Source organism: Posidoniimonas corsicana (genome assembly GCF_007859765.1).
In the GTDB taxonomy this organism is placed as follows: Bacteria; Planctomycetota; Planctomycetia; order Pirellulales; family Lacipirellulaceae; genus Posidoniimonas; species Posidoniimonas corsicana.
The window spans coordinates 618,384-645,346 of the sequence record NZ_SIHJ01000002.1; the positions used below are offsets into that span (position 1 = coordinate 618,384).

The 26,963-nt window shown below is 67.2% G+C and carries 17 protein-coding genes; 10 read left to right on the forward strand and 7 right to left on the reverse strand.

The genetic code is table 11. The features are described 5' to 3' along the window. The 9 genes from KOR34_RS18550 to KOR34_RS18585 all read left to right on the forward strand — a co-directional run bounded on the left by KOR34_RS18550 (window position 1) and on the right by KOR34_RS18585 (window position 14,717). Window positions 1-996 carry a hypothetical protein gene (locus tag KOR34_RS18550; RefSeq protein WP_146566942.1) on the forward strand — a complete coding sequence of 332 codons (996 nt, stop codon included), beginning with the start codon at window positions 1-3 and terminating at the stop codon, window positions 994-996. 178 nt (window positions 997-1,174) lie between these two features. Continuing rightward, complete coding sequence (locus KOR34_RS26835; RefSeq protein WP_197531570.1) at window positions 1,175-1,837, forward strand: hypothetical protein; 663 nt, start codon at window positions 1,175-1,177, stop codon at window positions 1,835-1,837. Beyond that, window positions 1,830-2,999, forward strand: coding sequence for an AAA family ATPase (locus KOR34_RS18555; protein WP_197531571.1), 1,170 nt, complete (start codon window positions 1,830-1,832; stop codon window positions 2,997-2,999). Before KOR34_RS26835 ends, KOR34_RS18555 begins: the two co-directional genes overlap by 8 nt. Continuing rightward, window positions 2,972-3,715, forward strand: a complete 744-nt coding sequence (locus tag KOR34_RS18560) for a hypothetical protein (protein WP_146566946.1) — start codon at window positions 2,972-2,974, stop codon at window positions 3,713-3,715. The genes KOR34_RS18555 and KOR34_RS18560 overlap by 28 nt, the downstream gene beginning before the upstream one ends. Beyond that, a complete protein-coding gene (locus KOR34_RS18565; protein ID WP_146566948.1) occupies window positions 3,702-6,509 on the forward strand; it encodes a hypothetical protein in 2,808 nt (935 codons plus the stop codon). Before KOR34_RS18560 ends, KOR34_RS18565 begins: the two co-directional genes overlap by 14 nt. Continuing rightward, a complete protein-coding gene (locus KOR34_RS18570) occupies window positions 6,496-9,291 on the forward strand; it encodes a hypothetical protein (protein ID WP_146566950.1) in 2,796 nt (931 codons plus the stop codon). The genes KOR34_RS18565 and KOR34_RS18570 overlap by 14 nt, the downstream gene beginning before the upstream one ends. A gap of 64 nt (window positions 9,292-9,355) precedes the next feature. Next, window positions 9,356-11,134, forward strand: a complete 1,779-nt coding sequence (locus KOR34_RS18575; protein ID WP_146566952.1) for a hypothetical protein — start codon at window positions 9,356-9,358, stop codon at window positions 11,132-11,134. After that, the gene (locus KOR34_RS18580) at window positions 11,131-12,837 is read left to right on the forward strand and encodes a metal-binding protein (protein ID WP_197531572.1); all 1,707 of its coding nucleotides are present in this window, start codon (window positions 11,131-11,133) and stop codon (window positions 12,835-12,837) included. The genes KOR34_RS18575 and KOR34_RS18580 overlap by 4 nt, the downstream gene beginning before the upstream one ends. A 443-nt stretch (window positions 12,838-13,280) precedes the next feature. Further along, on the forward strand, window positions 13,281-14,717 hold the full coding sequence (locus KOR34_RS18585) for a reverse transcriptase family protein (protein ID WP_197531573.1): 1,437 nt from the start codon (window positions 13,281-13,283) through the stop codon (window positions 14,715-14,717). Here the strand turns inward: KOR34_RS18585 and KOR34_RS18590 are convergent. Beyond that, on the reverse strand, window positions 14,714-15,019 hold the full coding sequence (locus KOR34_RS18590; protein WP_146566956.1) for a hypothetical protein: 306 nt from the start codon (window positions 15,017-15,019) through the stop codon (window positions 14,714-14,716). The two genes, KOR34_RS18585 and KOR34_RS18590, sit on opposite strands and share 4 nt — an antisense overlap. A 522-nt stretch (window positions 15,020-15,541) precedes the next feature. On the opposite strand from KOR34_RS18590, the gene KOR34_RS18595 reads away from it, so the two are divergent. Next, the gene (locus tag KOR34_RS18595; protein ID WP_146566958.1) at window positions 15,542-17,326 is read left to right on the forward strand and encodes a CRTAC1 family protein; all 1,785 of its coding nucleotides are present in this window, start codon (window positions 15,542-15,544) and stop codon (window positions 17,324-17,326) included. On the opposite strand, the gene KOR34_RS18600 is transcribed toward KOR34_RS18595, so the two are convergent. The 6 genes from KOR34_RS18600 to KOR34_RS18625 all read right to left on the reverse strand — a co-directional run bounded on the left by KOR34_RS18600 (window position 17,323) and on the right by KOR34_RS18625 (window position 26,905). After that, complete coding sequence (locus tag KOR34_RS18600; RefSeq protein WP_197531574.1) at window positions 17,323-18,687, reverse strand: cytochrome c peroxidase; 1,365 nt, start codon at window positions 18,685-18,687, stop codon at window positions 17,323-17,325. The two genes, KOR34_RS18595 and KOR34_RS18600, sit on opposite strands and share 4 nt — an antisense overlap. A 179-nt stretch (window positions 18,688-18,866) precedes the next feature. Next, window positions 18,867-20,792, reverse strand: a complete 1,926-nt coding sequence (locus tag KOR34_RS18605) for a M61 family metallopeptidase (protein ID WP_146566962.1) — start codon at window positions 20,790-20,792, stop codon at window positions 18,867-18,869. Next, window positions 20,789-22,120 (reverse strand): hypothetical protein, encoded by a 1,332-nt coding sequence (locus KOR34_RS18610; protein ID WP_146566965.1) that lies wholly within the window; start codon window positions 22,118-22,120, stop codon window positions 20,789-20,791. Before KOR34_RS18610 ends, KOR34_RS18605 begins: the two co-directional genes overlap by 4 nt. Continuing rightward, on the reverse strand, window positions 22,089-23,165 hold the full coding sequence (locus KOR34_RS18615) for a DUF1559 family PulG-like putative transporter (RefSeq protein ID WP_146566967.1): 1,077 nt from the start codon (window positions 23,163-23,165) through the stop codon (window positions 22,089-22,091). Before KOR34_RS18615 ends, KOR34_RS18610 begins: the two co-directional genes overlap by 32 nt. Then, the gene (locus tag KOR34_RS18620; protein ID WP_146566969.1) at window positions 23,162-25,738 is read right to left on the reverse strand and encodes a PD40 domain-containing protein; all 2,577 of its coding nucleotides are present in this window, start codon (window positions 25,736-25,738) and stop codon (window positions 23,162-23,164) included. Before KOR34_RS18620 ends, KOR34_RS18615 begins: the two co-directional genes overlap by 4 nt. 108 nt (window positions 25,739-25,846) lie before the next feature. Then, entirely contained in the window at window positions 25,847-26,905 is a 1,059-nt protein-coding gene (locus KOR34_RS18625; protein ID WP_146566971.1) for a hypothetical protein, read from the reverse strand. Between the last annotated feature and the right edge of the window lie 58 nt (window positions 26,906-26,963).

The window sequence follows — 26,963 nt, forward strand, 5'->3', positions numbered from 1 at the left end:
ATGGGCGTCACCCTCCGACTGATTGCCGGGCTGCTCGCGGCCACTCCTGCCCTCAGCGCTGGCGCCGAGCCCAATGAGCGTCGACAGGATGTGATACTCGTCGTTGGCGCCGCCGGCGCCGAGGAGTACGGCAGTATGTTCACCACCTGGGCGGACAAGTGGCGCGACGCCGCGGAGCGGGCCGGCGCCAACATCGTTCAGATCGGGAGGTCCAAGGCAGAATCAAGTGATCGCCAGCAGCTAAGAAACACGCTCGAGGCAGGCGGCCGCCCCGATTGTGAACTGCTTTGGATTGTGCTGCTGGGGCACGGAACCTACGACGGCACAGCGGCGAAGTTCAATCTCAGAGGCCCCGACGTCACGGCCGCCGAACTGTCCGACTGGGTTACTCCACTCGACACCCCCACGGTAATCATCAACTGCGCATCATCGAGCGGGCCGTTCGTCAACGTCCTGGCGGCAGAAGACCGCGTCGTCATATCCGCCGCCAAGAGCGGCTTCGAGCTGAACTTCGCCCGGTTCGGCGGCTTCTTGGCCGACGCCATCACCGACCCTGCGGCCGACCTCGACAAGGACGACCAGGTCTCACTGCTCGAGGCGTACTTGACCGCGTGCCGCCGCGTGAACGAGTACTACGAGAACGACGACCGCCTCGTCACGGAGCACGCGCTGCTGGACGACAACGGCGACGGGCTCGGGACGCCGGCCAGCTGGTTTCGCGGGCTACGGGCAACGCAGCGTGCCGAGTCCGGCGCTGAACTCGACGGAACTCGCGCCCACCAGGTCCACCTGCTACCCAGCAGCCGCGAAGCCAACATGCCCCGCAATTCGCGTGATCAGCGGGACAACCTCGAAAGACAATTGGCGACTCTGCGTGAGCAAAAGGTTACGATGGACGAATCGGAGTACTTCGCCCAGCTAGAAGAACTAATGCTGAAGCTTGCAAGACTCTATCACGGCAGGCAAGAGGCCGTCGACCAGAGTGTTGACGAATAATGCTTCGATGCACTTCGTGCCTGTCGTCCGGTTGATCGCTCTGCTGGATGTGTGCCGTAGCGAGCACTAGGTGCTGCCCCACGACCACCGCCAAGCATAATCTCGGCAAATGCGTTCGTCGCAGTCGACAAGGTACGGTAGGATCAGCGGCAGGCCACACCCCGGAATCGACGCGGCAATGCCTGCATCCCCGCTCTCCACCTTCGTATCCGCCTTGCTCGATGGCGATCCCCTTCGCGTCGACCAGCCTGCGCCGTTGTCTGACTCCGACATCGACGAGGCCGCACGCGTGGTGGTGCAGTTCGAGCAGGGGTACCGTTTGGAGACGCCCGGCAATGCACCGCGAATTGACGAGCCCGCCGTGCGGTGGTCGGCGGCGGCGTTCTACTTGGCCTGCTCGCTGGCATTGCACCGCGACTTCACGGCCGACGCCCTAGAGGGTGAGCTGCCAAGCGAGCCGGATCGGAGTGAGCCGTCACACCACTATTCCGTCGATCTGGTGTTTCGGTTCCTCCCCGCGTTGGTCAAGCTTGCCAATTCGGCCGCCAGCGACGATCCTCTAGTAGGGCAGCTGATGCGGTGGGCGCGAGAGTGGCCGCTGTCGTCGGTTGGAGTCCCTGGGGTGGGCGAGGTCGACTCGCGTGTCGTGCTAGGTTGCCCGGCGTTAGCGTCCGTTTATGTTGATCGCGTCCTGGCTACCGCGGACGTCGATCGGCTGCGCGAAGACCCCGTGCGGGACGCGGTCGCCGCCGCCCTGGGCGACCATCTGGAGCTCTGCCCAAAGGTCGCCAGCAACCTCTCCCCTACCCGCGAACCCGAAGAGGCCCAGACAAGTGAGTGAATCGATTGAGCCGGACGCGCACCGGCTCGGGCACGCGCTCCGCGCCGACGTGCTCGAGCCGCTCAAGCAGAGCTTTGTCGGCAAGGATGAGATCATTGACCTGCTGGGCCTCTGTCTGACCGCGCGGGAAAACCTGTTCCTCCTCGGCCCGCCCGGAACGGCGAAGAGCGCGCTGGTGCAGGCGTTGGCGTCGCGGATCGACGGGCGGGTGTTCGACTACCTCCTCACCCGCTTCACCGAGCCCAACGAGATCTTCGGCCCCTTTGACATCCGCAAGCTACGCGACGGCGAGCTGCAGACCAACACCGAAGGCATGCTGCCCGAGGCGGACTTCGTGTTCCTCGACGAGCTGCTCAACGCCAACAGCGCGATCCTTAACAGCCTGTTGCTGGTGCTCAACGAGCGCGTGTTCCGCAGGGGCCGCGAGACTCGGCCGCTGCCCACCCTGATGGTGGTCGGCGCCAGCAACCACCTGCCCGAGGACGAGGCGCTGGGGGCCTTGTTCGACCGGTTCTTGATTCGCGTGAACTGCGTCAACGTCCCCGATGAGAGCTTGCGGGAAGTGCTGAACGCCGGTTGGCGCCTCGACTCGCAATCTTCGAATCAGGAGGCGCCGACCAGCGGGCTGCGAGCAGACGATCTGCGGAGGCTGCACCGGCTGACGCCGCAGGTGTCCATCGAACAGGTCCTGCCCGCGTACTGCGACCTGGTGATCAAGCTCCGCGGCGCCGGCATCCGGGTCTCGGACCGTCGGGCGGTAAAGCTCCAGCGGCTGGTCGCGGCTAGCGCCCTGCTGTGCGGCAGGCTCGACGCGAACCGCACCGACCTGTGGGTGCTCCGGTACATCTGGGACACCGAGGACGAGCAGGAGGTGCTCGCGGCGTTAGTTTCCCAAGCGGTCGACGCAGCAGACGACGAAGAACGGGCGCTTGGCCACCCCCGCTCTCAGGTCGGCGAGGCTCCCGACCCCGAGCAACTGCACGCCGACCTGTCCGTGCTCGCCGAGATGATCGAGCGCGCCGGCGGCGTCGAACGTAGCGTTGCGAGGGATCGGCTGACGCTGCTGGCGGCCCGCTGCCAGTGGGTGCCCGACGCGCAGCAACGGACCTTCATCGAGAACCAGGTGAATGAACTATGGGCCAGGCTCGACTCAGCACCGTAGCGTCCGGCTGGTGCGCCGAGGCGCCGCTGAGCGGTCTGGCGCGGCTCGCCACGCTCCGCGGCATCCCCGGCGTTGAGGTCAACTCCGCGTCCGACCGCCGGTTGTGGCTGCGCGGCCCTGCGCTTACGCCCATGGTTGAGCGCCGCCTGCGAGAGGTGCTCGGGTGCCGGGTCTACCAAGTCTATGCAGGCGACCAGCTGCTAGCCGTCGGCGCCGGAGTGCCGCGCGGGCACGTTCGCGACGGGGAGTGGAGACCGCTCGACGCGTGGCTCGCCCTCGCTCGACCCGCCAGCAGGTACGCCGCGCCGACGCCGGTGGCGGCTGTGTCGCTTGCGCGATCGTCGGAGGTCACAACCGCAGGCTTGGCGCTGGCGTCTCGTGCCGCGTGGGCGAAGTACGTAGAAACGGCGCCGCGGGTCCGGCTTGACCGCCTGTCCTACGCGGCCAGCGACTCGCAAGTCGTGATCGTTGGCAAGCCCCTTCCTCCGCTCCGCGCGGAGCTCTTTCATGTGCAGCACGGCGTCGCGGCGCCGGTCGGCTACCACTGGATGCCGAGGCTCGACGCACGTGTTTTGTGTGAAGCCTGGAAGCTCAACCCAGGCGACTACCTGCTGCTACGCCCTAGCGGCGTGCACCAGCTGGTAGCAGGCGATTGCTTTGTTGGCGCGTCGAGGTCCTCTGTCAGGCAGCTGGGGGCCCCGCATGGCGGCGAATGACCAGTTCATAAGAGAGTACTTCCAGGCAGGGCGCGAGTCGTTCTGGCGGTGGGAGGACGACGGCAAGGTGATCGCCTGGGGCGACGGGAAGACCATCACGTTCCTCGAGGAGGCCACGGTCACCCTGAACCACCTGGCGCCGCACGGGCTCCCCCGCTTCGGTTCACTGCTGCTGCTCCTCGCCGCCACGCGAAAGAACTGGGCGACCGACGGCAGCGAGGCCGGCTTGTTGGCAGGCGTGGTTGACGCGGCCTTCCAAAAGAGTGATCAACGCAACGCTTCGGCTACAACGCTGCTAAGTGACGCCCTCGCCGGACTGCACAAGGTGCGGGCGCTGGACTCGTCGCTGCGCTCGAGCCCAGAGGCGAAGGCCGCCTTGGCGGAGATCGTCTTCGCTGGCCCACCGGCCGTTGCGAAGCCAGAGTCACAGGCCGTTGCGTCCGCCGTGCGGCCGGGGCTTACAGCTTTGCTCGATGCAGCGCTGCAGGACACCGCCTCGCTCGAAGAGCTTGGGCTCTCGCTGATGGCTGACTTGGCGGAGCTGTCCAAGGGCCTCGGGCAGGTTTCGCCTGAATCGGTGCGGCTGCGCATGGAGACCGGCCTCAACGCCCTGCCTGCGCCCGCGCCCATCGAGGCGCCGGTCGAGGAAGTCCCCCCCTGCGAGGCGGCCCGCCGGGTCATCGCTGAATTGCTCGAGCACCCCGAGTACGCCGGCGTGTCCCGCGTTGCGAGCCGGTTGCTGTCCAGCGCGTCGCTCCCGCGACGGCTGACCGACGCCCACCACCAGGAGACCGGCGGCTTCTCCGACATCACCAACCGCGGCGACCCCGACCGGCTGCTCCTCAGCGAGCTGGCCCAGGACGGGCTCACCCTAGCGGTTCGGGTGGCGATGAACGAGGCGATGTACCTGCACCGCGAGACGCCGCCCAGCACGCCGCGAGTGCGGCGCGAATTGCTCATCGACTCGGGCGTCCGGGCATGGGGAACCCCCCGTGTGCTGGCGGCCGCCGCCGCGTTAGCCTTCGCCGCCAGCACCCCCAAGTCGGCCAGCCTGAAGGCCTGGCGGGGCGAGGGGACCGAATTGCGCGAGGTCGATCTTTCCACGACGAGCGGCCTGGTCGCCCACCTCGGCGCCTTAGGTACGGCGCCGAACCTGTCGGAGTCGATCCCAGCGTTCGGCGATAAGGTCGACAAGGCGCAAGAATCGACTGAAGCAATCCTCATCATGCCCGCCGAGTCGTGGGGCGACGAGCAAATGAAGGCCTCGCTGCGGGCGTTGTCGGCTGACCGGGTTTACGTTGCCACCGTCAGCCGTGGGGGAGAGTTTCGACTGATCGAACGCCGGTTGCGTGGCCAGCGCACCGTGCGACTGGTGCGGGTCGACCCCAACACGCTTCTCGAAGACAGCCCCCCCCTGCACCGCCCGCGGGATGCTGACCACCTGCCCGCGATCTTCCGCGAGGGCGCGTTCCCGCTGCGGATGCCGCACCAGCTTCAGTCCGCGAGGAGCTGGTTCCTCGCGGGCTGGGGGGCCTTGGCGGTCACCAAGGACGGACGGTTGATGCGTTGGACCGAGCGTGGGCGCGGCGCCGTGCAGCTGAGCGACCAGGTTCCGCGTGGCGCCCTTTGGTGGGCCTCCCCCAACTGCCTGCAGGGGATGACGAGCTTTGTCTGCGGGACCAAGCACGACCTGCACCTGGTGCACGCCGATCTCGTTCGCCGCTCGGTCCGGTGCTTACGGATCCACCCCGCGGACGCGGCGGGGGTCGTTATGCACAACGGGGCGTTGATGGTGATTAGAGAAGGTGAGGTGCATGCCATCGGCCTGACTAGCGGTGAGAGCACCGGGTCGACCACGCTGCCACGGTACCTGGACTCCGCGCACGGCCGCTACTTCCGAATCCCAGGCAGCGCCGGCCACATGGCGTTGTCCCACACGGGCGACGCCCCCTCCCTCGACAAGGTGACCGTCCACGAGACACTCGAAGGCGCTCCGACCCACCGCGTCGATCTGTGGGATGTGGTAGGCGTCGACGGCCCTGTCGCCCTGAACTCATCCGGCGTTGTCTTTCGGGTCCTCGACGGAGAGATCCTCGTGCGGTGCACTCGCCACGCGCCTGCTCACATCCAGCGCCAGTCGAGTCGCGCCGAATGGAAGCTCCGCTGGACCTCGCCCGACGGTGAGTGCGTGGGCGTGTGGAGCACCAGCAATGGCGTCACACGCCGCTACCGCGTCGACCTTGAGACCAAGAGGGTCGAAGAAGACAACCCCGACGGGACCGACGGCCGGGTCGACCGGATCGCCCAGGTGCACACGTGCCGCAACCGGTTTGTCTCGATCGGGGTTGATCGTCGGGGCCGGCTGACCTTGCTGGACACAAAAAGCCGGGGCTTCATTGTGTCGGTGCGCAATAACAGCCCCTTGTTCGTCACCGAGCGGCTCGAAGACGACTTCGGCGATGCGGCAGCGTTCACCCAACTCGACGGCGCCCCGTTCCGGTTCCGCTTGTCTGAGGCCCGCTGGCCCGACGGCAGCCGAGCGGTACTAGACTCCCGCGGCCTGCTGCACCTGATGCCGGGCGACGCCTCGCTGCCCGAGGTGTCGCTGGTGCTCGCCGAGGGCGAGCTGACCGGGTGGTGCAACGCGCAGGCCGGCAGCACAGCGGCTGGCGTGTTCGGCAAGAACTACTTCCTGCCTGCCGACGACGATCCGATGGTCCCCCGCGCGTCGAGCCGACAGGTCATGCGCGAAGCGATCACCCCGTTCGCCGAGGGGATCCGTGCCGCAACTTGAGATCACCATCCGCCGCCGCGGGTCCCGCCCCCTCCCGACCTCCGCCTGGTACCTCCCGGGCGGCGACGCCAGCGACTGGCTCGCGGAGATCACGCGGTGGCCGGTCGACCAGGCCAAGGTGCGTGTTGTGCCCATCGCCGGCGAGTCTCCGACGGCCGCCGACGGGGTGCTCGTCATCCCTGCGGACGGCGGGTTCGCGGCGAGCGCAAACTGCGTTCCTTTCGGCAGAATCGGAGAAGGCGTCTACCTGCCGGTCGACGCTGAGCTGGCGCCGCCGCCAACCGATAGCGAGCTTCAGAATCTGTTCCCCTCCGAAGGCCTGTTTGTGTTTGTGCCGGGGCGGGGTCTGACCGAGGTGGAGCCTGGGAGGGTGCTGACACTGCCCGACCTGATCGCGCCGCTCCACGTTGACGACGCCAACTGGACCTTCGCCGAACCGGGTTTCGCGTTCCCGAGCCGGATCGCCGAACTGCTGCCGCTCAACCCTCCCTCCGCTCAGAGCATCCTCGACGTCGGCCGCGACGACATCGGGCAGGATTCGGACCAGATCGCCAACCTCCCCAAAACGCCAAACGAGCCGCTGTCCGGGGCGGCGGGGGCGGTGCAACGGGCAGCGATCGTTGCGGCGGCACTACCCCTACTGGGAATGGCGAAAGCCCTCTCGGCATTGAAGGCGGCTCTGCCAACTACCGGCGCAGGCGGCGCCGCTGGATCGGCCGGCGGTGGTTCGCTCGGCGCCCTGGGGGACTTAGCGCAGAAGATGATGCAGGGGGTGTCGCGATCCTTGCAGGCGACTAGAAACCGTGAGGTATCACGCCTGCTGAACATGCTGCAAGACAACCCCGATGAGGGACTCCGGTACGCCATCCCCTTCGGCGGCGACGCCCACCGGGGTATCGGCGCCGCCGGCGGCAGCCTTGGCAGGCGAGACGTCAACTTCAGTCTCGGCGGGCTGGGTGGAGGCGGCCCCGCGGACGTGTGGGAGCTCTCCTACGAGCACCAGCAGCAGCTCATCCAGCGGTACCGCGATCTGGCCGACCGAGAGATGCGTCTGGGACGTTTCCGGCGTGCCGCCTACATCTTCGCGCAGCTGCTAGGCGACTTCCGCTCCGCCGCCTCAGCACTAGAGCGGGGCAAACACTTCCGCGAGGCGGCTGTGCTCTACAGCGAACAGCTGCGCAACCCAAAGGCTGCAGCAGAGTGCCTGGAACGCGGTGAGCTGTGGAACGAAGCAATCGAGGCCTACCGAGAGCTGGGCCACCACGAGAAGGTTGGCGACCTGCTCGCGCACATCGATCGGTTGGAGGAGGCCCGCCAGGCCTACCACGCGGCGGCGGACGAGTTGCGTGACAAGCACGACCTGGTCGGGGCAGCGCGGCTGTACGTCGAGAAACTGTGCGACGCCGACCTGGCCCTCAGCGTGCTCGACGACGGCTGGCCCCACACCAGCCATTCCGCTCGGTGCGTTAAGGCCGGCTTCGGCATCCGTGCGCGGCTTGGCCGCCACGAGGAGTCCGCGTCGCGGATCGACTTCCTGTTCGAGCAGGCGTCCGCCCTGGGTAGGCACGCCGAGGTCGCTGAATTGCTGGCCGACGCCTGCACCCAATACCCAGAAGCAGCCGTGCAACAGCATGCCATGGGCCGTGCAGGGGCCATCGTAGTCACTCGATTACAGTTCTCCGGCGCCGATGAGGCCCGCCGGCTGACCCGGGTCTACACGCGGCTGCACCCGGAAGACACACTCCTGCCACGGGACGTTCAACGATTCCACGGTCAGGTGCCTCCGGCGGCGGCGCCGGCCCAGCCACCACAGCGGCCTCGCCCTCGCGACAACAAGCTAACACTCCTCAGCCAGTTCGAGCTGCCGTGCGATGCCTCCTGGCGCGCCGCGACGATCGCTGGCGACCAACTCATCGTGGCCGGGGTCGCCGACGGACGGATCGTGCTATCGCAGAGCGACCTCGACGGACGCAACGCGAGGACCACCCGTCCGTGGAGCGGAGTCCCCACACGCTCGGATGCGTTGCTGCTCCTGCATGGATCCGACCACCAAGTGCACCTCATTGCGGTTGGTGAGCCGCCGCTGACGCCCGTGCCGGCGATTGAGTTCAACGATAACGGTCGCGTCGTCGCCGACGTCGGGACTCCGCGAGGCGTCGGCCTAGTGTGGGGATCGGCCGCGGGCACGCTTGGTCAAACCTGGACCATTGAGGATCGTGATGACCCGGTGGTGGTCTGTGTCGACCGCGACGGGGTCGTCGTTTCGTCCCAGTCACTGCTGCAGTCGGCCGACCTGCCTTGGGACGAGGTCGCCACTCCGGTCCCGATGTGCGCCACCAGCAGGCGGTTGGTCCTGGGCATTGGCGCCAGTCTGGCAAGCGTGCAGGGCGGCCAGGTAGACACGATCGAGGAGTTTCCTACTCGCATCACCGCCATGGCCGGCGGCGGGCCCTACGCGGCCCAACAGGTGTGCGTGTCGCTGGAGTCGGGCGCCGCTCTTGTGAGGGTAGGTTTCGCCGGTCACGTAACTTCGTTCGCCGAGGGCATGGACCACCCGCTGACGCTGATCATCCGAGGCGGGTTCGTGGTCGCCGCCGACGACAGCCGCGTCGCGGTGTGGCAGCCACGCGGGCGGCAGGACGAGCGACGTTGGCTCGCCCCGCTGGGCGATCAGCGTTACCAGCACGGGCGGCCAGCCGCCCTCCTTGCGCTGCCCGCCACGGATCAGTTCGCTGTCGTCTCGGAAAGCGGCGTCGTGTCCCACTTCGAAGTAAATACTTGACACCTACTGCGCAGGGCTTGATACTCGGCGGCGTCGCTCGAAACTCTTCGACCAAGGAACGGCAGTGGCGTCCGGCGATCCCCAACAAGCTCTGCAGCTGGCGGAAGAGTACTTCTCTGCGGAGGACGATCGATTCCTGAACGCGCTCCGCGACGTGACGGACGCCGAGCTGATTGCCCCGCTTGCCGACGCGTGGAAGGTCGACCCACGACCCTGGGCTCACGAACAGAAGCTGCTATTTTTCCGCCTTGATCCCGACCGCGTGGGGCACCAGCCAATCGTCAAACGCCTGTTCAAACAGGCCGAAGAGGATGGCGACGACCAAGTGCTGGCCGCCGCCGCGTCGCTGTTCGATCGGTTGGTGCGTCACCGAGTGAGCACGCGCAACTGCTACGACTGGCGGAGCCGTGCATTCTGGACCGAGGAGTACCTCGAGGCCGAGTGCGGCAAGCTCCCCAACACCGCGGCCCGGACAAGAGAGGGGATCAACCCGTTTACCGGCCAGCCGGTGACCTTCCACCTCCCCCCGCCACCCGTGGACGCGATCTACTTCTCGTACGCAACCCGCTACTACCTGCAGCGGCGGGCGTGGCGTTACTACAAGCGGCTCGCAAGGCAGGGCGCCGAGCGTTACCTCACCGCCTGCCGTGAGCTGCTCCTCGCCTACACCGACGACGACCTCGACACCGGCCCGCGGATACTCGACAGCCGCACGCTGCTGCAAGCCGCGTTCGGCGAGCACCCCGCGCTGCGGTTTGGACGCGACCGCGTCACGCTCGCCGAAGGCGGCAGCCTGTCGCAGTTGACCGCGGCGCCCCGGCGCCCAGAGCACTGGCAGGCACCGGCCGCGTTCGACGTGCTCATAGACCTAGCCCGGCGCTCGCGTAGCCGACTGGTGCGTGTCTGGGCGATGCAGCTCACCGAGCGACACCACGCCGAGCGTGTCGCGAACCTGCCAGTCGAAGTGCTGCTGGAGCTCATTCTCAGCGAGGACCCCGACGTCCAGCGGTTCGCCGAGACGCTGCTCGAAGACAACCCGGCTATCGATCGGCTGCCCATCGAAACCTGGCTGCGGCTGATCGACGAGGCGGGCCCCAACGCCTTGCCCGCCATCTGTACAGCGATGAGCGAACGCGGAACGACCCGCGACCTCAACCTCTCAGAGTGCGTCGATCTGGCGGTGCGCGAGCCGTCCGCCGCCGCCAGGCTTGGCCTCAATGAACTCAAGACCAGAATCCCGGCCTCGGAATACGAACTCGACCAGGTCGCGCGCCTCGCGGACACCGCGTGCGACGCCTTGGCGGGGGAAGCAGCCGACTGGGCATTAAGCTACGTCGGGTCGCGGCAAGAGTACGACCGCGACCACGTCTCAAGGTTCTTCGACAGCCTCAGGCCCGCAGCTCGGCGCAGCGCGTGGGCGTGGCTCGAATCCGACGACTGCCCCGGGCGCGACGACCCGGTGCTGTTCTGCCGCCTGCTGGAAACGCCGTACGACGAGCTGAAGCTGCGGGTGATCGACCTGCTCGAGCAGCGGAACCTGCCGGGCGAGGCCCGCGGCGGGTTGACCGCGGTGTGGACCGCCGTGCTGCTGGGCGTCCACCGCGGTGGCCGCCAGAAACTCGCCGCCGTCCGTCAGCTCGCGGCGGCCCTAAGGCAGTCGCCCCAGCGGGCGGACGACCTTGTGCCGGTGCTGGCGGTTGCGGCGCGGTCCATCCGCAAGCCGGAGTCGCGCGCCGCCCTCGCGGCGGTGGTAGGCTCGACGCTCGCCGAACCGGCTCTGGCGGACGCGGTCCAGCGACTACTCCCCGAACTGCGGATCGTCCCCGCGGAGGCGACCGCATGAGCATCGCCGTCGCCTACCACGGACGCAGCGTCCTGAGCCGCCCGGCCGGCGGCGCGCAGGCGCTCCGCCTGGCGCCCAACCTCAACCGCGAGGCGGTTGCGTTCGACGCAGCGCTGCGTCACCCCATTAGGTTCCGCGAAGCCGTTTCCGCCCTGCACGACATCGTCATCAACGACCTCCGCTACAAGCCGCGAGACCGCGAGGCCTACGAAGCCTGGCGGCGGGAGCAGCGCCGACGCGAGATGCAGGTCAGGGCCACCGCCTTCCAGCAGGCCCGTCAGGAAGCGCTCGCCGCCAACAACAGCCTGTCGCCCGAATTCGAGGCCGAGTTCAACCAGAAGCGGAGCCGCTACTGGCGGGCGCGGACACAATTCACCCAACGTCTGATGACCCGCGATCGCGAGATGTGGCGGATGCTGATGCCGCTCGACCCCGTGGTGACGGTCGCCCCGGACGTGGCGTTCTTCGAGTGCTTCTCGGCGGATCAGAGCAGCTACGGCTGCCTGACGCTCGACCGCGACGACGCGCTCGGCGCCAGCGCCCAAACGCAACTCGGCACGACCAACGTCGACTATTCGTGGGCCCTGTACGACCACTTTCAGACACTCCGCAGCTACCGCGAGACGCGGTTGAAGGTCGACCCGGAGGGCTTCGAATCCACGACCGCGGGCGGCGGCGAGCGGCGGGAAGAGAAGATCGACCTCCCCGACGGATGGCTGCGTGGCTTTATGCAGGTCCAGGCGGCGATGACGCTGCCGATGCGGCGGGTCACGTTGTCCCGTGACGCGGTCTACTCGCTGCTCGCCTGGCTGCGGCGCCACAAGGCGCGGACGAGCCCCCGAGCGATGCGGTTCGAGCTCTCGCCGGGCCGCCCGCCAGTCATTGCATTGGAGCCCTGGGAAGAGCGGATCACCTCGCACGCGGGCCCCTACGAGGGACGCGCAACCGAACCAGTCCGCATCTGGGGCGTGCGGCGATTGCTGTCGCTGGCGCGGGTGCTGCCGCTGGCCGAGGCGTTTGACGTCTACCTCCTGGGGACCGGGCTGCCGAGCTTCTGGGTCGCGCGGATGGGCGAGATGCGGCTGACGCTTGGCCTGAGCGGCTGGACCGCCAACGAGTGGAGCGGGGGGTCGTCGCTCGACCTGCTCGCCCCCCCTGGGGAGGCGAAGCAACACCGGCTGGAGTCGGCTGTGTCCGCCTTGCAGCGGGAGCGGGCGTTGTCGTTCGACGCGCTGCGGGCCGCCATGCTCTGCGACCCGGGCGACTGCGCCGCGACGCTCAATCAGCTTGCCCTCGCGGGCCAGGTGATCCACGACCTGCAGGCCGGCGTGTTCCGCTGGCGGCAGGTGATGGACATGCCGCTCGGCGCAGCGGAGCTAGGCGAGGCATCACAAGAGGCGACCGAGTCGAAACTCTTGCTACGTGCAGGAGAGGTTGAGCTGGTCAGCCGTACTCCGAGTCAAGACGGGGCGGAGGTGCTGATCGGCAAGCACCGTCGAACCGAGTTGGAGCTGGTCATCGATCGCGACGGCGTGGTACGACGGGGCAAGTGCTCGTGCAGCCACCACCATCGCGGCGGGGTCCGTCGCGGGCCATGCCGTCACCTGCTAGCATTGCGTAGCCTAGCGATGACGAGGCACTCGTCAGAAGATGCCTCAACGACACAATGGTACAACCGCCTAGTCAACTGGTCAGACAACTAAACAGCACATTCAATCCAAACGGTGGGGCGCGACCGGCTTTCCAAGACTTTTCTGCGGCGATACGCCGCGGGTGAGATTGGTAACCATTGCTTCCCCAAGGCCGTTGTTCGTTAGCCGGCAACGTTACCCCGTGCGCCGGCCAAGACGAGCCACAGCTCACCGGCGAACGGGGTAACGTTGCCGGCCTGAGTGAACGACCTTGGTCCGCAGCCGTGAAGTTGGGAAGCCGGCCGCCCCGCCACTTTCATCGTCAACGCCCGTAGGGGCGCCTTGCATCTATGGGCATGTTCGACTGGCTATCGGGTCTCTTCGGCCGGGCATCGTCGGGACGACCCACCGCGCCCGCCGCCGGCGCCGCCAGCCCAGCCCCGCCGCCCGTCAGATCCTCGGCGCCCGAACAACAACCGCGTCCGAGGCAGAGCGGCCCAAAGCGGCTCGAGGGGTTGGACGCCAGCCAGTTCGCCCCGCTCGAGATCGACGACGCCCGTGGGCAGGCCAAGCGGCTCAGCCGCTCGTTCGGCCGACTCGTGTGGGGAAACCGGACCGACCGGATCCCCCCGGCCAACGACGCCCGCACGCTGCTGATCGACCGCATGATGGTCGCCGAGGGGCTGGTCACGCCCGAGGAGCTGGCGGACATCCACCGCGTCGGCGCCGAGATGGACCGGCTGCGGCCCGACTACGACGCCGCGCACCGCGCCGGCGCCAAGGCCGCCGAGCAGGCGGCCGCCAGCAGCCGCCAGGAACGCGAACAACGCAAGGCGGAGAAGAAAGCGGCCGCCGCCGAACGCAAGCGTGAGCGTGCCGAACAGATCGCGGAACGCCGCCGCTCGGACATCGTGTTCTTGGGTAGGGGCGTGTCCCGCGGGCTGGCCGATCGCCAGTCCTACCCCGACCTGCTCGGCTCGTTCGGCCTGCCGGTCATGGCCACGCCCGCCGACGTGGTTAAAGCGATGGGGTTCCTGGACATCGCCGAACTGCGCTGGCTTGCGTTCCACACTGAAGCGGCCACGCGGACCCACTACGTGCAGTTCACCACGCGCAAGAAGAGCGGCGGCGTACGCGTACTGGCCTCCCCGCACCAGAAGCTCCGCCGCGCCCAGGGTTGGGTGCTGGAGAACATCATCGCGAAGATCCGGGTAGATGACGCCGCGCACGGCTTCGTCGCCGGCCGCAGCACGGTCAGCAACGCGACGCCCCACGTCGGTCAGCAGGTGGTGGTGAATGCTGACCTGAAGGACTTCTTCCCATCGATCACCTTTTACCGCGTGGAGGGTTTCTTCCGCCGACTAGGCTACTCGGGCGCCGTGGCGACGATCTTGGCGTTGCTCACAACCGAGTGCCCACGGCAGCAGGTAACCTACGCCGGACAGACACTGTGGGTCGCCACCGGGCCCCGCTGCCTGCCCCAGGGCGCATGCACCAGCCCAGGCCTGTCGAACGCGATCGCATGGAAGCTCGACCGCCGGCTCGGCGGGATGGCGCGGGGCCTCGGCTGGACGTACACCCGCTACGCCGACGACGTAACCTTCTCGGCGTCGGGAGAGCCTGCCGCGAAGGTTGGCTGGCTACTCGCCCGCCTCAGACACCTCGCCCAAGAAGAAGGCTTCGAGCTCAACCACAAGAAGACCCGGGTGCAACGCCAGAACGCCCAGCAATCGGTAACCGGGCTGGTGGTGAACGACCGCGTGGGCGTCTCGCGAAAAACAGTCCGACGGCTACGGGCCATCCTGCACAACGCGAAGCAAACGGGACTAGAGGCCCAGAACCGAGACAACCACCCCAACTTCACCGGCTGGGTGCAGGGGATGATCGCCTACGTCGCGATGGCCAACGCAGAACAGGGCGCCAGCCTCCAGGCGGCGTTCGACGAACTCTAGCCGCACATCTGGCGCGACGCCGGGTAGAGTTCGATCCACCGGTCGGGGTGGAAGCGGACCAGCCGTAGGCTCTCGAGTTCCTCGGCGCGACGTTCCACGAGCCCGAGCGCTTCGTCGAGTTGCTCGGCAAGCTGATCAACCGTCACCGATGCGCCCGCGGAGTCGCACGAGTGCAGGTGGCGGAGGATGTCGCCGCGAAGTGATGACCAGCGCTGCCAGGCGCCGGCCGGCCTGGGGCTGAACCGCGGGCGTGAATCTACCGGCAGATTGACAGTTTGACCGGATCGTTGCTCTTCCGACATCGCATCGCTCCTCATGCGTGGTTAACGGCACTGGATATCCCACAACGGGTTGGCCCGGCTACCGTCTGCCGCGTCTTGCGAGGGGATCGCCTCCGGTCAACGAGCGATTCCTGGCAAGACCTGTGATAGTGTACACCCGACCACCACCAACGCAAGGGGCAATGGCACCTTTGGTGACATATTGAATCCTCCGCGACATCTCCCGTTCCTCACAAACTGCGCGTCTTAGCACAGCGCGTCGGCAAGGCTTCATTGGGGCCGTCTGATCGTTCCCAGGAGAGAGTCATAAAGGCGGCTGGCTGCTGCGTCGGGCCCCCTAGTTCTCCGGTCGACCGAGAGACGCCGAGTGGAACTGCTCGCGCCGTTGGAGACAATGAGCCCTTCTGCGCAAAACGGAGTGGCGGGGAACATTTGCCGCCGGTGGGTGTGCATTAGAATAAGGCCCTGGCAGGCGGAGCGAGGCCCGTGCCATGCGCGGCCGGGTAAGCAGGCATTGCTCGCGGTTGGAGGAGAGGAACCGTCATGAGAGTCGAGAACCGACGCCGCGGGTGGCGCCTGTCACGGGTAGTTCCATTGTTCCTGGCGTTTGCGACCGTCGGTAGCGCCAACGCCGCGTTCACCGAACAGGGCGCCACCATCCTGGGTGGCGCCAACTACTCCGCCCGCAGCGTCTCGCTGGCGGACATTGACAACGACGGCGACCTCGACGCCTACTTCCAGGGTTCGACTTCCTCCGCCCGTCAGTTGTGGCGCAACAATACCATCGGCTCGGGCAGCCCCGCCTTCACGAACATCACCTCCAGCATGCTCCCCTCGGGGCTGAGTTCCTCCTGGAGCTCGGCCTGGGCCGACTACAACGGCGACGGCCTTGTGGACGTCTTTATCGGGCAGACAAACAGCTCGGGGAACACGGGCACGGTGCTTCGCAACAACCCGTGGGGGTTTTCCAACGTCAGCGCTTCAACGGGGCTCAACGACCCGGGGTTTCACCAGAACGTGGGCTGGGCCGATATCGACAACGATCGCGACCTCGACCTATTGATTGGCATGGAGGGCCCCTTCGAACGGCACGAGGTCTACCTGCAGGGTCCGTCGGGCAGCTTTACGCCGGTGGGGGCCCAGACCGGGTTCCAGGTAGCGCACGGGACCAAGGCCTACGGCATGGCCATCGGCGACACCGACGGCGACGGCGATCTGGACGTCTATATCTCTACCTGCCGTAGCGCGGGCAACATCCGCAACAACTTCTTCCAGAACATGCTGGTCGAGACTGGCACGCTCGGCTTTGTCGACATCGCGGACAGCAACGGCACGCAGTTCTACGACAACAGCTACGGCTCGGAGTTCATCGACCTGGATAACGACGGCGACCTCGACCTCTACATGACCGGCGCCGACGGCAGCGACACCAAGATCTGGAGGAACGACGGCGGCAACCAGTTCACCGACGTCGACTCGATCACCGGGCACAAGCTGCTGAGCACCAACGGCGTCGACTTCAACGGCAGCAAGGCCGTCGACTACGACAACGACGGGGACCTCGACCTCTACTTCCACGACAACCTTTCGGCCAACGGCAACCAGCGGCTGTTCCGCAACGACGGCGGCTGGCAGTTTACCGACGTCACCGCCATCGAGGGCCTCGATACGGCGGCCGGCGGCGCGCCGGTAGGCGCCGGCGCCTACGACAGCGCATGGGGCGACCTGGACCTGGACGGCGATCAGGACCTCATCACGCCCAACAACTCCACGCTCAACGGCGTCCCCACCCCGGAGCGGGTCTACATCAGCGACGCTTCAACCAACGGCAACCACTGGCTGTACGTCGAACTAGACGGACCTGCCTACAACACGACCGGCGTGGGCGCCTCGGTGTACGCCGAGGTGGCCGAGGGCGAACTCGCCGGCGCTACGCTCCGCCGCGAGGCGAACACCAACCCGGGCACCTTCAACCAGAGCGACCTCCCGGTGCACTTCGGCCTGGCCGACGCCGCGACCATCGAAGAGCTACGCGTCGTGTGGCCGGACGGCACGAAGCAGACGGTGGGCCAAGTGGCGGCCAACCAGCGGCTGACGATCTCGTACCTGCCGGGCGACTACAGCGGCGACGGCGTCGTCGACGCGGCCGACTACGTTGTCTGGCGCGATGGCCTGGGCGGCGTGTACCAGCAGTCGGACTACCTGGTCTGGCGCGACAACTTCGGCGCCTCGCTCGCCACGGACGCCGGATCGACCATCCCGGAACCAGTCGCCACGGGCCTCGCCTGCCTGATCGCGATGGCCTGCGGCTTCCGCCGGGCTCGCTAACGCGGCCCCCTCTTCCGGCGGCGCCAGCACACAACGCCAAACAGCAGGGGCTTCAGCAGGCTCGGCTCAGGCGCCGCGTGCGGGGAACGATTGCCGCCCGCGGGCGATTCCCAGGTGCGGCCAAGGTTGTCCCGCCAGACGGTGTAGTCGGCTGCGTCAACCACAGCGTCGCCGTTGCCGTCGGCGGCGAGCGTCCCGCCGCCACCGACAGCCTGTCGCCAGATCACATAGTCCGCCGCGTCGACGACGCCGTCGCCGCTGTAGTCGCCCGGCAGCGTGAAGAACGGGTCGGCGAAGAGGCCGCTGGTGAGGAACACCTCGTCGGTGAGGGTCTCGAGGAACGCGACAAGCTGCGCTACCTCTTGCTCGTCGAGGCCAAGCTCAACCGGGTCCCTCAGCGACTGGTCCAGCGCCGGCGTGTCCTGCACCCCTTCGTTGTAGAACTCCACCACTTCCTGCAGCGTCGAGAACCGGCCGTCGTGCATAAAGTGCCCCCGCACGGCGACGTTCCGCAGCGACGGCGTCTTGAACTGGCCCTGCCCCGCCCCTTCGTCTTCGACAATCTCGTCCAGTCCGACGTTGGTCGCCTGCTGGCCGACCTGGGCGTGGGTGGTGTGGCAGCCAGCGCACCTGCCGGCGCCGTGGAACAGTTCCCGGCCGGCCAGTTCGTCGGGGGTGAACACGCTCTCGAAGTCGGGATCGGTCGATCCGGGCGCGAACGCCTGATCGTACTTCGCTTGGTAGGAGACCATCGCCCGCTCGAACTGCGCGATCGACTTGGCCATCCGGTCCGGGGTGACCTCGGGCGATCCGAAGGCGGCCTCGAAGAGGGCCGGGTAGAACCTGGTGGCGCCGAGCTTCTCGACCACCTCTTCGAGTGACGAGCCCATCTCCCGCGGGTCCTCGATCGGCATCAACGCCTGCTGTTCGAGGGACTCGGCGCGCTCGTCCCAGAACGCCGCGCCGCTGATGTAGTAGCCGCCGTTGGCCAGCGCCATGGAGTGCCGGTCGGTCAGGTGGCCGTCGACGCCCTCGCTGAACCTGTTGGCGTCGGAGAACCCGGTCGACTGCTGGTGGCACGAGGCGCAAGACGTGCTGCCGTCGTGCGACAGGCGTTTGTCGTAGAACAGCACCCGGCCGAGCGTGGCGCCCGCGTCCGTTAGCAGGTTGTCGGCCGGCGTGTTGTCCAGCGCCGCCACCTCGCCCGAACGGAAGTGGGCAGGCAGGTTATCAATGGCATACTCGACGTACCGCGAACCTTCCGACGCAAGGCGCGGGACCTGCGGCTGGCTCGCATCCGCCATCGGCGCCGCAGCCACGGCAATGAACACCACCGCGCAGATCACAGGCGCTACGCGCACCCGCGTAGCGGATCGGTCAGTCGACGCTACCAACAGCGATCCCATTCTCCACATGCCCTTCTTTCACGCCATTCCCAGCAGCATCTCCACCTTCGTTGTACTCCGGGCAAGAGAGCGTCTCAAGTTTGCGGGCGCGCGGGCACGGCGCCCCGAAGAAGCGGCCTGACGAAGAGAACCGGCTACGATGCCGAGCGGGCGCGGGGCTTTGTTTCCTCGGCGACAGGAAGCCGCGCGGGAGGCGTCGCGGGCAACGGGCGGAGGATGGCCCGCAACCGATCGGGGGTTTCGTCGCGGCGTTCGAGAATCGGGTAGCGGGGCCCGCCGTTGTAGGGCAGCGTGCACGTGTGGACACGCCCGTCCTGGCGGACGATAAGCTCGATCGGTCGGTCCGGCTCGCTTGCTTCCACGGCCGCACGGAGGCGGGAACGGCTGAACGCTCGACCGTTCACCGCAACAATATCGGCTCGGTCGGTGAGCCCCGCCGCTGCCGCCGCGGCGCCCTCCACCACACGCCTAATCTCGCCCCGCTTATCGGCGACCAGTCCGATTGAGCTCTCGGCGGTGGCGAACCCCCAAACCTTCTCGTAGGCGTCTAGGCAGGCGGGGCGGCGGTCGCCCTCCGCCAGGCGGTACCCGGCCAGCTGCAGCACTTCCAGGTCGAGGGTGTCGCGCGGTTGGTAGATGAGCCGTTCGATCAGTCCGCGCCAGTCGCCCGGGCTCAGCGAATCCAGCGTCGTGACAATCTCATCCACATCGAACCCGGTCGGCGTCGCGCCCGCTTCGGCGTGGAAAAACTCTCGGCAGAATTCGTCGAGCGAGGCCCGCCCGTCACTTGAAGCGCGGAGCAGGCAGTCGACCCTCAGCCAGAAAAGCGCGCCCTCGTCGTAGTAGTCCTGGGCTCGCCGCAGGCCCCGCCACTGCGCGTCTTGGCCGCGGAGCGTGCGGGCCGCAACGGCGGTGTCGGCAAGCGAACGCCACGCCCGGCCGTCACGCCGCGCCTGCTCCGCCACCCGGTCCGCCAGGTAGCCCAGGTGGTAGTCGGCGTCGACCTGACCGGACCGGACCGCGATCAACTGCATCAGGTACTGGGTCAGCCCCTCATACACCCACAAGAGTTCGGTGTCGACCGGGGTGTGGAAGTTGTCCGATTGCATCCCGCGGGGGGTGCGGTGCTTGCCGCACCACGCGTGGGCAAGCTCATGCGGCAACAAGTAGGCGCCGCGGTAGCTGTAGACCTGATCGTCTTGCAGCGCGTCGGGCCGGAGGACCATCAGCGAGCAACCGCGGTGCTCTAAGCCGAACCTGGGCAGATCGTTCGTGCAGAGGATCAGGAACGTGTACTCAGTGAAGGGCGCTGAACCGAACAACCGGGTCGCTTCCGGCAAGATCCGGGAGAGTTGCCGCTCGCGATCCGGTGAGATCGACAAACACTCGGGCGATTCGCCTAGCAGGAAGAACCGGGCGTCGGGGGCGCCCGGGCCGGCGGTCGTCAGCTCCCTTGCGAAACGCCCTGCGGCCAGCGGCGAGTCGATCAGCTCCGCCAGGCCGACCGCGCCGAAATCGAGGACGCCTTCGGGGCCCTGCTTGGCAGTCAGCGCGCAGCCGTGCTGAAAACCGTCGGGCAGCGACACACGCGTGCGGTAGCTCAGCCGGGCCGGCGCGTCGCAGTCGGGGTAGAGCAGGCAGGCGTTGAAGTTGATTACGAGCAGATCGGGCGTGCCGTAGCAGTCGACCGACGACGACAGCCGGGCGGGCTGGTTCATCACGTACTTGAGCTTCACCGTCAGCCGGGCGACGCCGTCGGGGACGCTGACGCAGAACAGGTTGGCCCGGGTCGGGTCGCGGCGCCACCGCAGTGGCTGGCCAAACTCGTCCTCGAACACCAGGCCTACCAGGTTGCTCACCTGCTCGGTCGGCCCCGTGACGCCGGGCGCCCAGTTCGGGTGCCAGAAGTAGCGATCCCCCGCGGATACCGGCAGCGACATCTCGCTCGACAGCAGCCCCCTCTGCGCCTGGGTCGCGTCGATCGCGAGCTCGACGTCCGGCGGCGCGGCGCCGCACGGGACAGCGAGCAGCGTGAGCAGAAAGGCGGTTCGAGCGTTCATCGGCGCCTCCCTGCGCGGGCGGCAAGAGCGGCCCCAGCGGCCAGCCACGCGGCGCAAGGCTCAGGGGCGTCGGTCATTGCCGATACCCCTGCGCTAAAGTTGTTCCGCCAAACAAGGTAATCGCCTTCGTCCACCGTGCCGCTGTTGTCGCCATCGGCGGCGGCGAAGCCCGTTCCTAGGTTGTCGCGCCACACCGAGTAGTCCGCGGCGTCAACCAAGCCGTCCTGAGTGTAGTCGCCGGCGATCAGGCTCGGCGGGAACACGTCGAGCACGTCGTAGCCCAGGTCGCGCAGCAGGGCAGCGTCCAGATCGGTGAAGTACTTCCGCACGCCTGCCAGAGAGTTTGGATCGAGCACCGTCTCGGAGATGATCCCGTCTGAACCCCACACGGCCGACTGCGTGTTCTGAGCGAAGTGGCCGCCGTCGCCGGGGACAGGCCCGCCGTAGACGCTCAGCAGATTCGGGCCGGTGAAGTCGCCGCTTCCATCCACGCCGACGTAGTCTTCAATCGTGCTGGAGGTGGCGCCTAGGGCGTGCATCAGCTCGTGCAACGCGGTGGCGTACAGGTCGGTCATGCCGGTTGCGGTGGGATCAACCGACCGCAGGTCAAACCCTTTCCAAGAGTCGGAGGAGGTTGACCAGTCCCAGTTGTCGGACGAGGAGTCAAAGGCAGGCGACTTGTCGGGGTCCTGCACCCCGTAGTCGTCGGTCGGGTCCACGCCCGGGTTCTGCCCTGTGTACCAGTCTTTCGCCGTGTTGAAGTAGACTTTCCCGCCCCAGGTGTTGAACTCGGCGCCGGCGCGGCCGGCGTCGTTGCGGCGGTCGGCGCTGTCCCAGCTCGCCTTGGCGTTGGATGTCGTCCCCGAGTCGAAGGCGAATGCGCCGACATAGACTACGTACTCGTTGGCCGCCACCGAGGCGCGGTTGGTCGTGTCGACATCGTTGGCGCTCGTCGTGTAGCTGTACCCCACTCCGTCAGACTCCGGGTCGCCGATGAGCGTCTCGCCGTTGAGGTTCTTGATGGTCGGCGCCGCGATGTCGGTGAAGGTCAACGACTCGTTGAGCGACCCGAGCGGCTCCCAGTCCGAGTTCTGGATAACCCCCGTCAGGAAGCCCGCCGCCGACTCCACCGACGCGCGGCGGGCCAGACCGGCAGGCGTTGCCGGGTCGAACCAGTTATCGTTCACCGCGTCCAACGTGAAGTCGAGCGTGATCGTGATCCCGCTGGCAGGGTGCGGCGCAGCGGCGCAACAGGCCCAGCAGACCAGCAGCGCCCGCCGCGTCAGCCTGGCGGCGTTAGAGGGACAGCCCCTGATTGACTTCGCCATCCAGGGGATCGCCTAGGTAGATGTGCACGCGGTGCTCCAGGTCCCGCGCGAGGAAGTGGACCGAGCCGTCGACGAACACACAGAGCACGCCGCCCGGGTGCCAACCGAACGCGCAGTCGTTCACGTCGCTCGGGTTGCGGCTGTCGTTGTAGCTGGAAAGCTCGTTCCGCGCCGCCTGAACGTCGGGGTCGGAGATGGGCCAGTACTCCTTCACGTCGCCGAAGCCGCAGTTGATGGAGTACTCGGTTTTGTAGAGCACCACCTCGTCCCAGTCGAAGCCGGGCGTGCCGATCCAGATCGGCCAACGCTGCTTGCCGGTCTGCCACTCGATAGCGTACGCCGCCTCGGCGGCGGCGACGGTCTTGCTGAGGCCGTCGGTTATGTGGCGGAACTTGTATCGGCGGCGGCCGGGTTGCTCGATTTCAAGGATCGCGGGCTGCTGCCCGTCGTCGAGGCGGATCCTTCGGACGCGGCCGATGTCAGCGGTGTCTGGCCGCACCAGCACGCCCCGACGGCCGGCGCCCTTAGAACCTTTGTACGAGGTGGTCGCGAGCCCACGCACCACGGCCTTGTCCACGTCGCCCGGCACGAGCGCCGGCACATCGGACGACGGGCAGGTGAACGCGTCGATCGATTGGTCCGACGTGGGGATTACCCTGCCCTGCGAGCTGGCGTACTGGAACGGGAAGTAGTACTCCCAGGCGGTCTTGGTCGAGCCCGGCGGGACATGCTGGGCGATCAGGTCGTACTTGGCCTGCTCCTCGATATAGGGGAGCACGCGGGTCATCCAGCCCAGCCCGGCCGAGTTGCTGTTGTTGGGGTCGGTGTAGACTCCCTGCGGCAGCGCGCCCTCGGCGTCGTGCACGTTCTGCAGGGCCAAGCCGATCTGCTTGAGGTTGTTCTGGCAGTCGGCCCGCCGCGCCGCCTCGCGCGCCGCCTGCACCGCCGGCAGCAGCAGTGCAATGAGGATGCCGATGATGGCGATCACCACCAGCAGCTCCACAAGCGTGAACGCCCCACGCCCGCGTGTCGGGGCAGCTGTCATTTCCAATCCCTTTCTGGACAGTGAGGAACGCGGCGCCGTGTGGCAAGCGACGCCAGCAGCGCGGCCATCGCCATCGCGACCGACGCGGGTTCCGGCGCCGTTCCAGCGGAATCGATGGAGGACGACGCGCCAAAATTGCCCCGCCACAACTCGTAGTCCGCCGGCACCACCAGGCCGCTCGGGTCACCGACGCCGTTTCCGTTGAGTGCGGCGTCGGCGAGACCGAGGTTGTCGCGCCACACCGTGTAGTCCGCCGCGTCGACGACGCCGTCGCCGTTGAAGTCGCCCGGCAGACCACCCGAGCCGACCAGCTTCAGCAGCGGGAGCGCGCTGAGTCCGTCCCAGTCGGCGACATTCCAGGCGGTGGGGTCGGCCTGGTACGACAGTCCGGTCAGCCCGTTGATGATGAATGGCCGGGCGTCGAAGCTGCCGGGGTGGCCCAGGACCAGGCTGGCGTCGGCCGACGCCAGCGTGATGGTCGACGCGCCGTCGTCGCCAACCAGGTCGTAGGTCTTGACCGTGCTGACCAGCATCGTCGCGACCGAGGAGTCGTCGATCACCAGGTCGACGCCGTCGCGGATCGAATTGGCGGTAAGGGTCGACTCGCCCTTGAGCCACAGCGTCGAGCCCTCGCCCTGGGGACCGGCGAACAGATCGGAGATTCCACCGAGGCGGTCGTCGTCGCGGAGCTCGATGTCGGTGTCGGTCAGGACAATGTCAATCTCGTACCTCATGCTGATCCCGTTCTGCGAGATCAGCGTCGAACCGAAGACCGAGGTCGCCGAGTTGTCGAAGATCAGGTTGTCATCGGCCGTGAGCGTCGAGTCGATGATGACCGTGTCGTGCTTGTCCTGAAACTCGATGTCGTCCGCCTGAGACTGGATCTGGGCGCCGTCGAGGTGGGTCGTTCCCGCGAAGATGATGTCTTCCCTGGCCACGACCGAGGCGTCGGTCGCCTTGAAACCGGAGCCCGGGAAAAACTGCAGCTGTCCGTTGGCGCCGGTCATGTTCAGCTGCGATCCTGGCGTCAGCTCCAGGCTCCCGCCGAGCTGAAAACGGACCTCGCCGCCGGTGGCGACGATCGAATCGCCGTCGACAATCAGCGACTGCCGGATGTTCTCGCCGGGGTTAATCGAGTTCTCAGGAGGGTTGGCGCCCTGGGCGTCTTCCCAGTTCGACTCATCAAAGAACTCGCCCCCCGCTGGCCCAATGAAATAGAACGGCGAGGGCGTGAGCCCGCTCTTCTCGGAGAGGTCGACCACGTAGAGGTCGTTCACTTCCGGGGTGTCCATCGCGCCGAGGTAGTAGATCTGCTCGCCATTGGAGGAGAAAAGGATCTGCCCGGTAGCAATCTCCTCCGGCTCGTCGTCGGTGTTGAGACCGGCGTTGGCGCCGGAAGCCACGTCGAACAACCCCGAATTGGACGCCGGCGCGTCGCTCACCCGGATGCTCGCTCCGACGCCGCCCGCGATCGGCGTCAGGAACAGCTCGGTGGTGGCGCTCGAGTTCTGCCCCGCCGCGTACGCGACCGATGCCCCGTCCGGAGAGACAGCGAAGGCGTACACGTCGCCGGCGAACGGCAGCTCGTCGCTGACGCGGGTGGGCGTGCCGCCGGCTATGGGGACGGAGAACAACTCGTTCTTGCCGTGTGTCAGGTAGTCGCCGACGAACAGCACGCTCTGCCCGTCGGGCGTAACCGTGAGCTGGTTGGTGATTGAGAAGTCGTGCGCCGGCGCCGGCATCGGGATCTCGGCTCGGGTCCCGCCCGACGAGGGGATGCTGTAGAGCTTGGGCCGGATCTCGCCGCGGTTGATCTTCGCGGCCACCGGGTTGTCCGGGGCGAACACAAACGATGCGCCGTCCGGAGTGAGGGCGAACAGGCCTGGGTCGATGTCGCCGTCGCCCGGCTGGGTCACCGCGACCGGCGTGCCGCCGGCGGCCGGCACAGAATACAGCTGGTCCCAGTCGGCCAGATCGTCCCAGCCGATCACGTTGCCGGCGCCGGCCGATCCACTCAGATCGGGGATCGACCCGCCAAACGCCGACTCTTCATTGACGAAGTAGACCGTCCCACCGCTGGGGCTATACACCGGGAAAGAGTTCCCATTGCCGGGCGCCACCAGGTTGTTGCCGCCGAACAGACCAGTGAACGAGCTGGCGAACTGCTCGCCGCTAATCGGCAGCTTGTAGATGGAATTCCCCGGCGGCGCGCCGTTGTCGTGGGTGTAGAGAATCGTCTGCCCGTCCGGAGAGATAACCGGAGTGAACGCAACGTCGTAGTTGACCTCGATGCTAAACGTCAGCGGGCTCAGCTGCGTTACGTCAACGGTAGCGCCGGCCGGGTTGGCGGGCAGCGTCAGTGAGTAGACGTAATTAGTAGTGCCCGCGTTGTCGAACAACGCGCTGGCGACGATCGTGGCGCCGTCCGGCGTGAGGGCGATCGACTCGAACTGCAGCGGCGGGTCACCGGCGGAAGTCGAGGGGTTGGTGTTGAGCCGGACCGCGGCGGCGGTCGGGCACAGCGTGGCCACGACCAGGCAGGCCGCTAGTGTTGTGAGCGAGAACGATCTCATATCTTCTTCCTTGAAGCGCAGACCCCGCCCCTTCCGGCGTGTGAAGGTCGCTGGATCAGCGCTCAGCTGCTGGTGTCACAATGCCAGGCCCGGCGGGCACCACGGGGCCTAAACCCGGCGGCGGCGCGGCGCGGCCACGGCCCCAATCAACAGGACCGCCGCGGCGGACGGCTCGGGCACCCTGACCTGCAGCGTGACGGCGCTGAAGCCGTCCCAGTTGCTGACGTTCCAGGTGAACGGGTTCTCCGCGTAGGTCTGGCCGGTGAGGCCGTTGACCAGGTACGGCCGGGCGTCCACGTAGTCTACGCCCATTGGGTCGAGCGTTGCGATGCTCAGGATGGCGTCGGTGGTGGTCATCGTGATCAGCGAGTCGGTCGTGACGATCCGCTCGCCCTGACCGCCCATCAGGGCGTCGGTGCTGCCGCCCAGGAACAGCTGAGCGCCCTCCTCGACGCTGTCGGCTACGAGGACCGAGTTGCCCAGCAGCGTCAGGGACGACCCGGCGCCAGCGGCGGCGAACACGTCGTCGATGTCGCCGGTGCCGTCCTGGATAACCAGGACCGAGTCGGTCATGACAACTCCCACGCTGTTCCGCACGCCCAGGCGGTCTCCGGAATCGAACGACGCGCCGGTGATCGAACCGTTGAAGCCGTCGAAGTAGATGTTGTCGAAGGCCGTAAAGAGCGTGCCGTTGATGGTGAGGTTGTCGAAGTTGTCCTGAAACGCGATGTCGTCGAAGAGCGACTGCACCGAACCGCCGGAGAACGTGCTGGTGCCCTCGAAGTTGATGACGTCGTCGACGATGAGGGTCGCCTCGGTGAGCGAGAACGTCGAGTTCGAGTTGATGTCCAGGTCGCTGCCGGCGCCGCTGACCAGCAGCAGGGAGCCCGACCCCAGCGACAGGGATCCGGGGCCGAAGTCGACCTCGCCGTTAGCGACCACGACGTCGCCATCGATGATCAGGTCGAGGTCGATCGCGGCCGAGGCGCTGTCGAAGAGGGGGTCGCCGGCCAGGAAGGCGCCGGTCCCGTCGGCCGCGTCGTTCCAGTTGCCCTCGTCGAAGAAGTCGCCGCCGGCTGGGCCAACAAAGTAGTAGGGCTGGGCCGACGACACGACCGGGGCCAAGGCCAGCAGGCTGGCCGCCGCGAGGATCAGGGTGCGCTTCATTAGACTCGACCTTGGATGGGGATCAATGGAGTAACGGCCCACGTCGACTCAAGCGCAG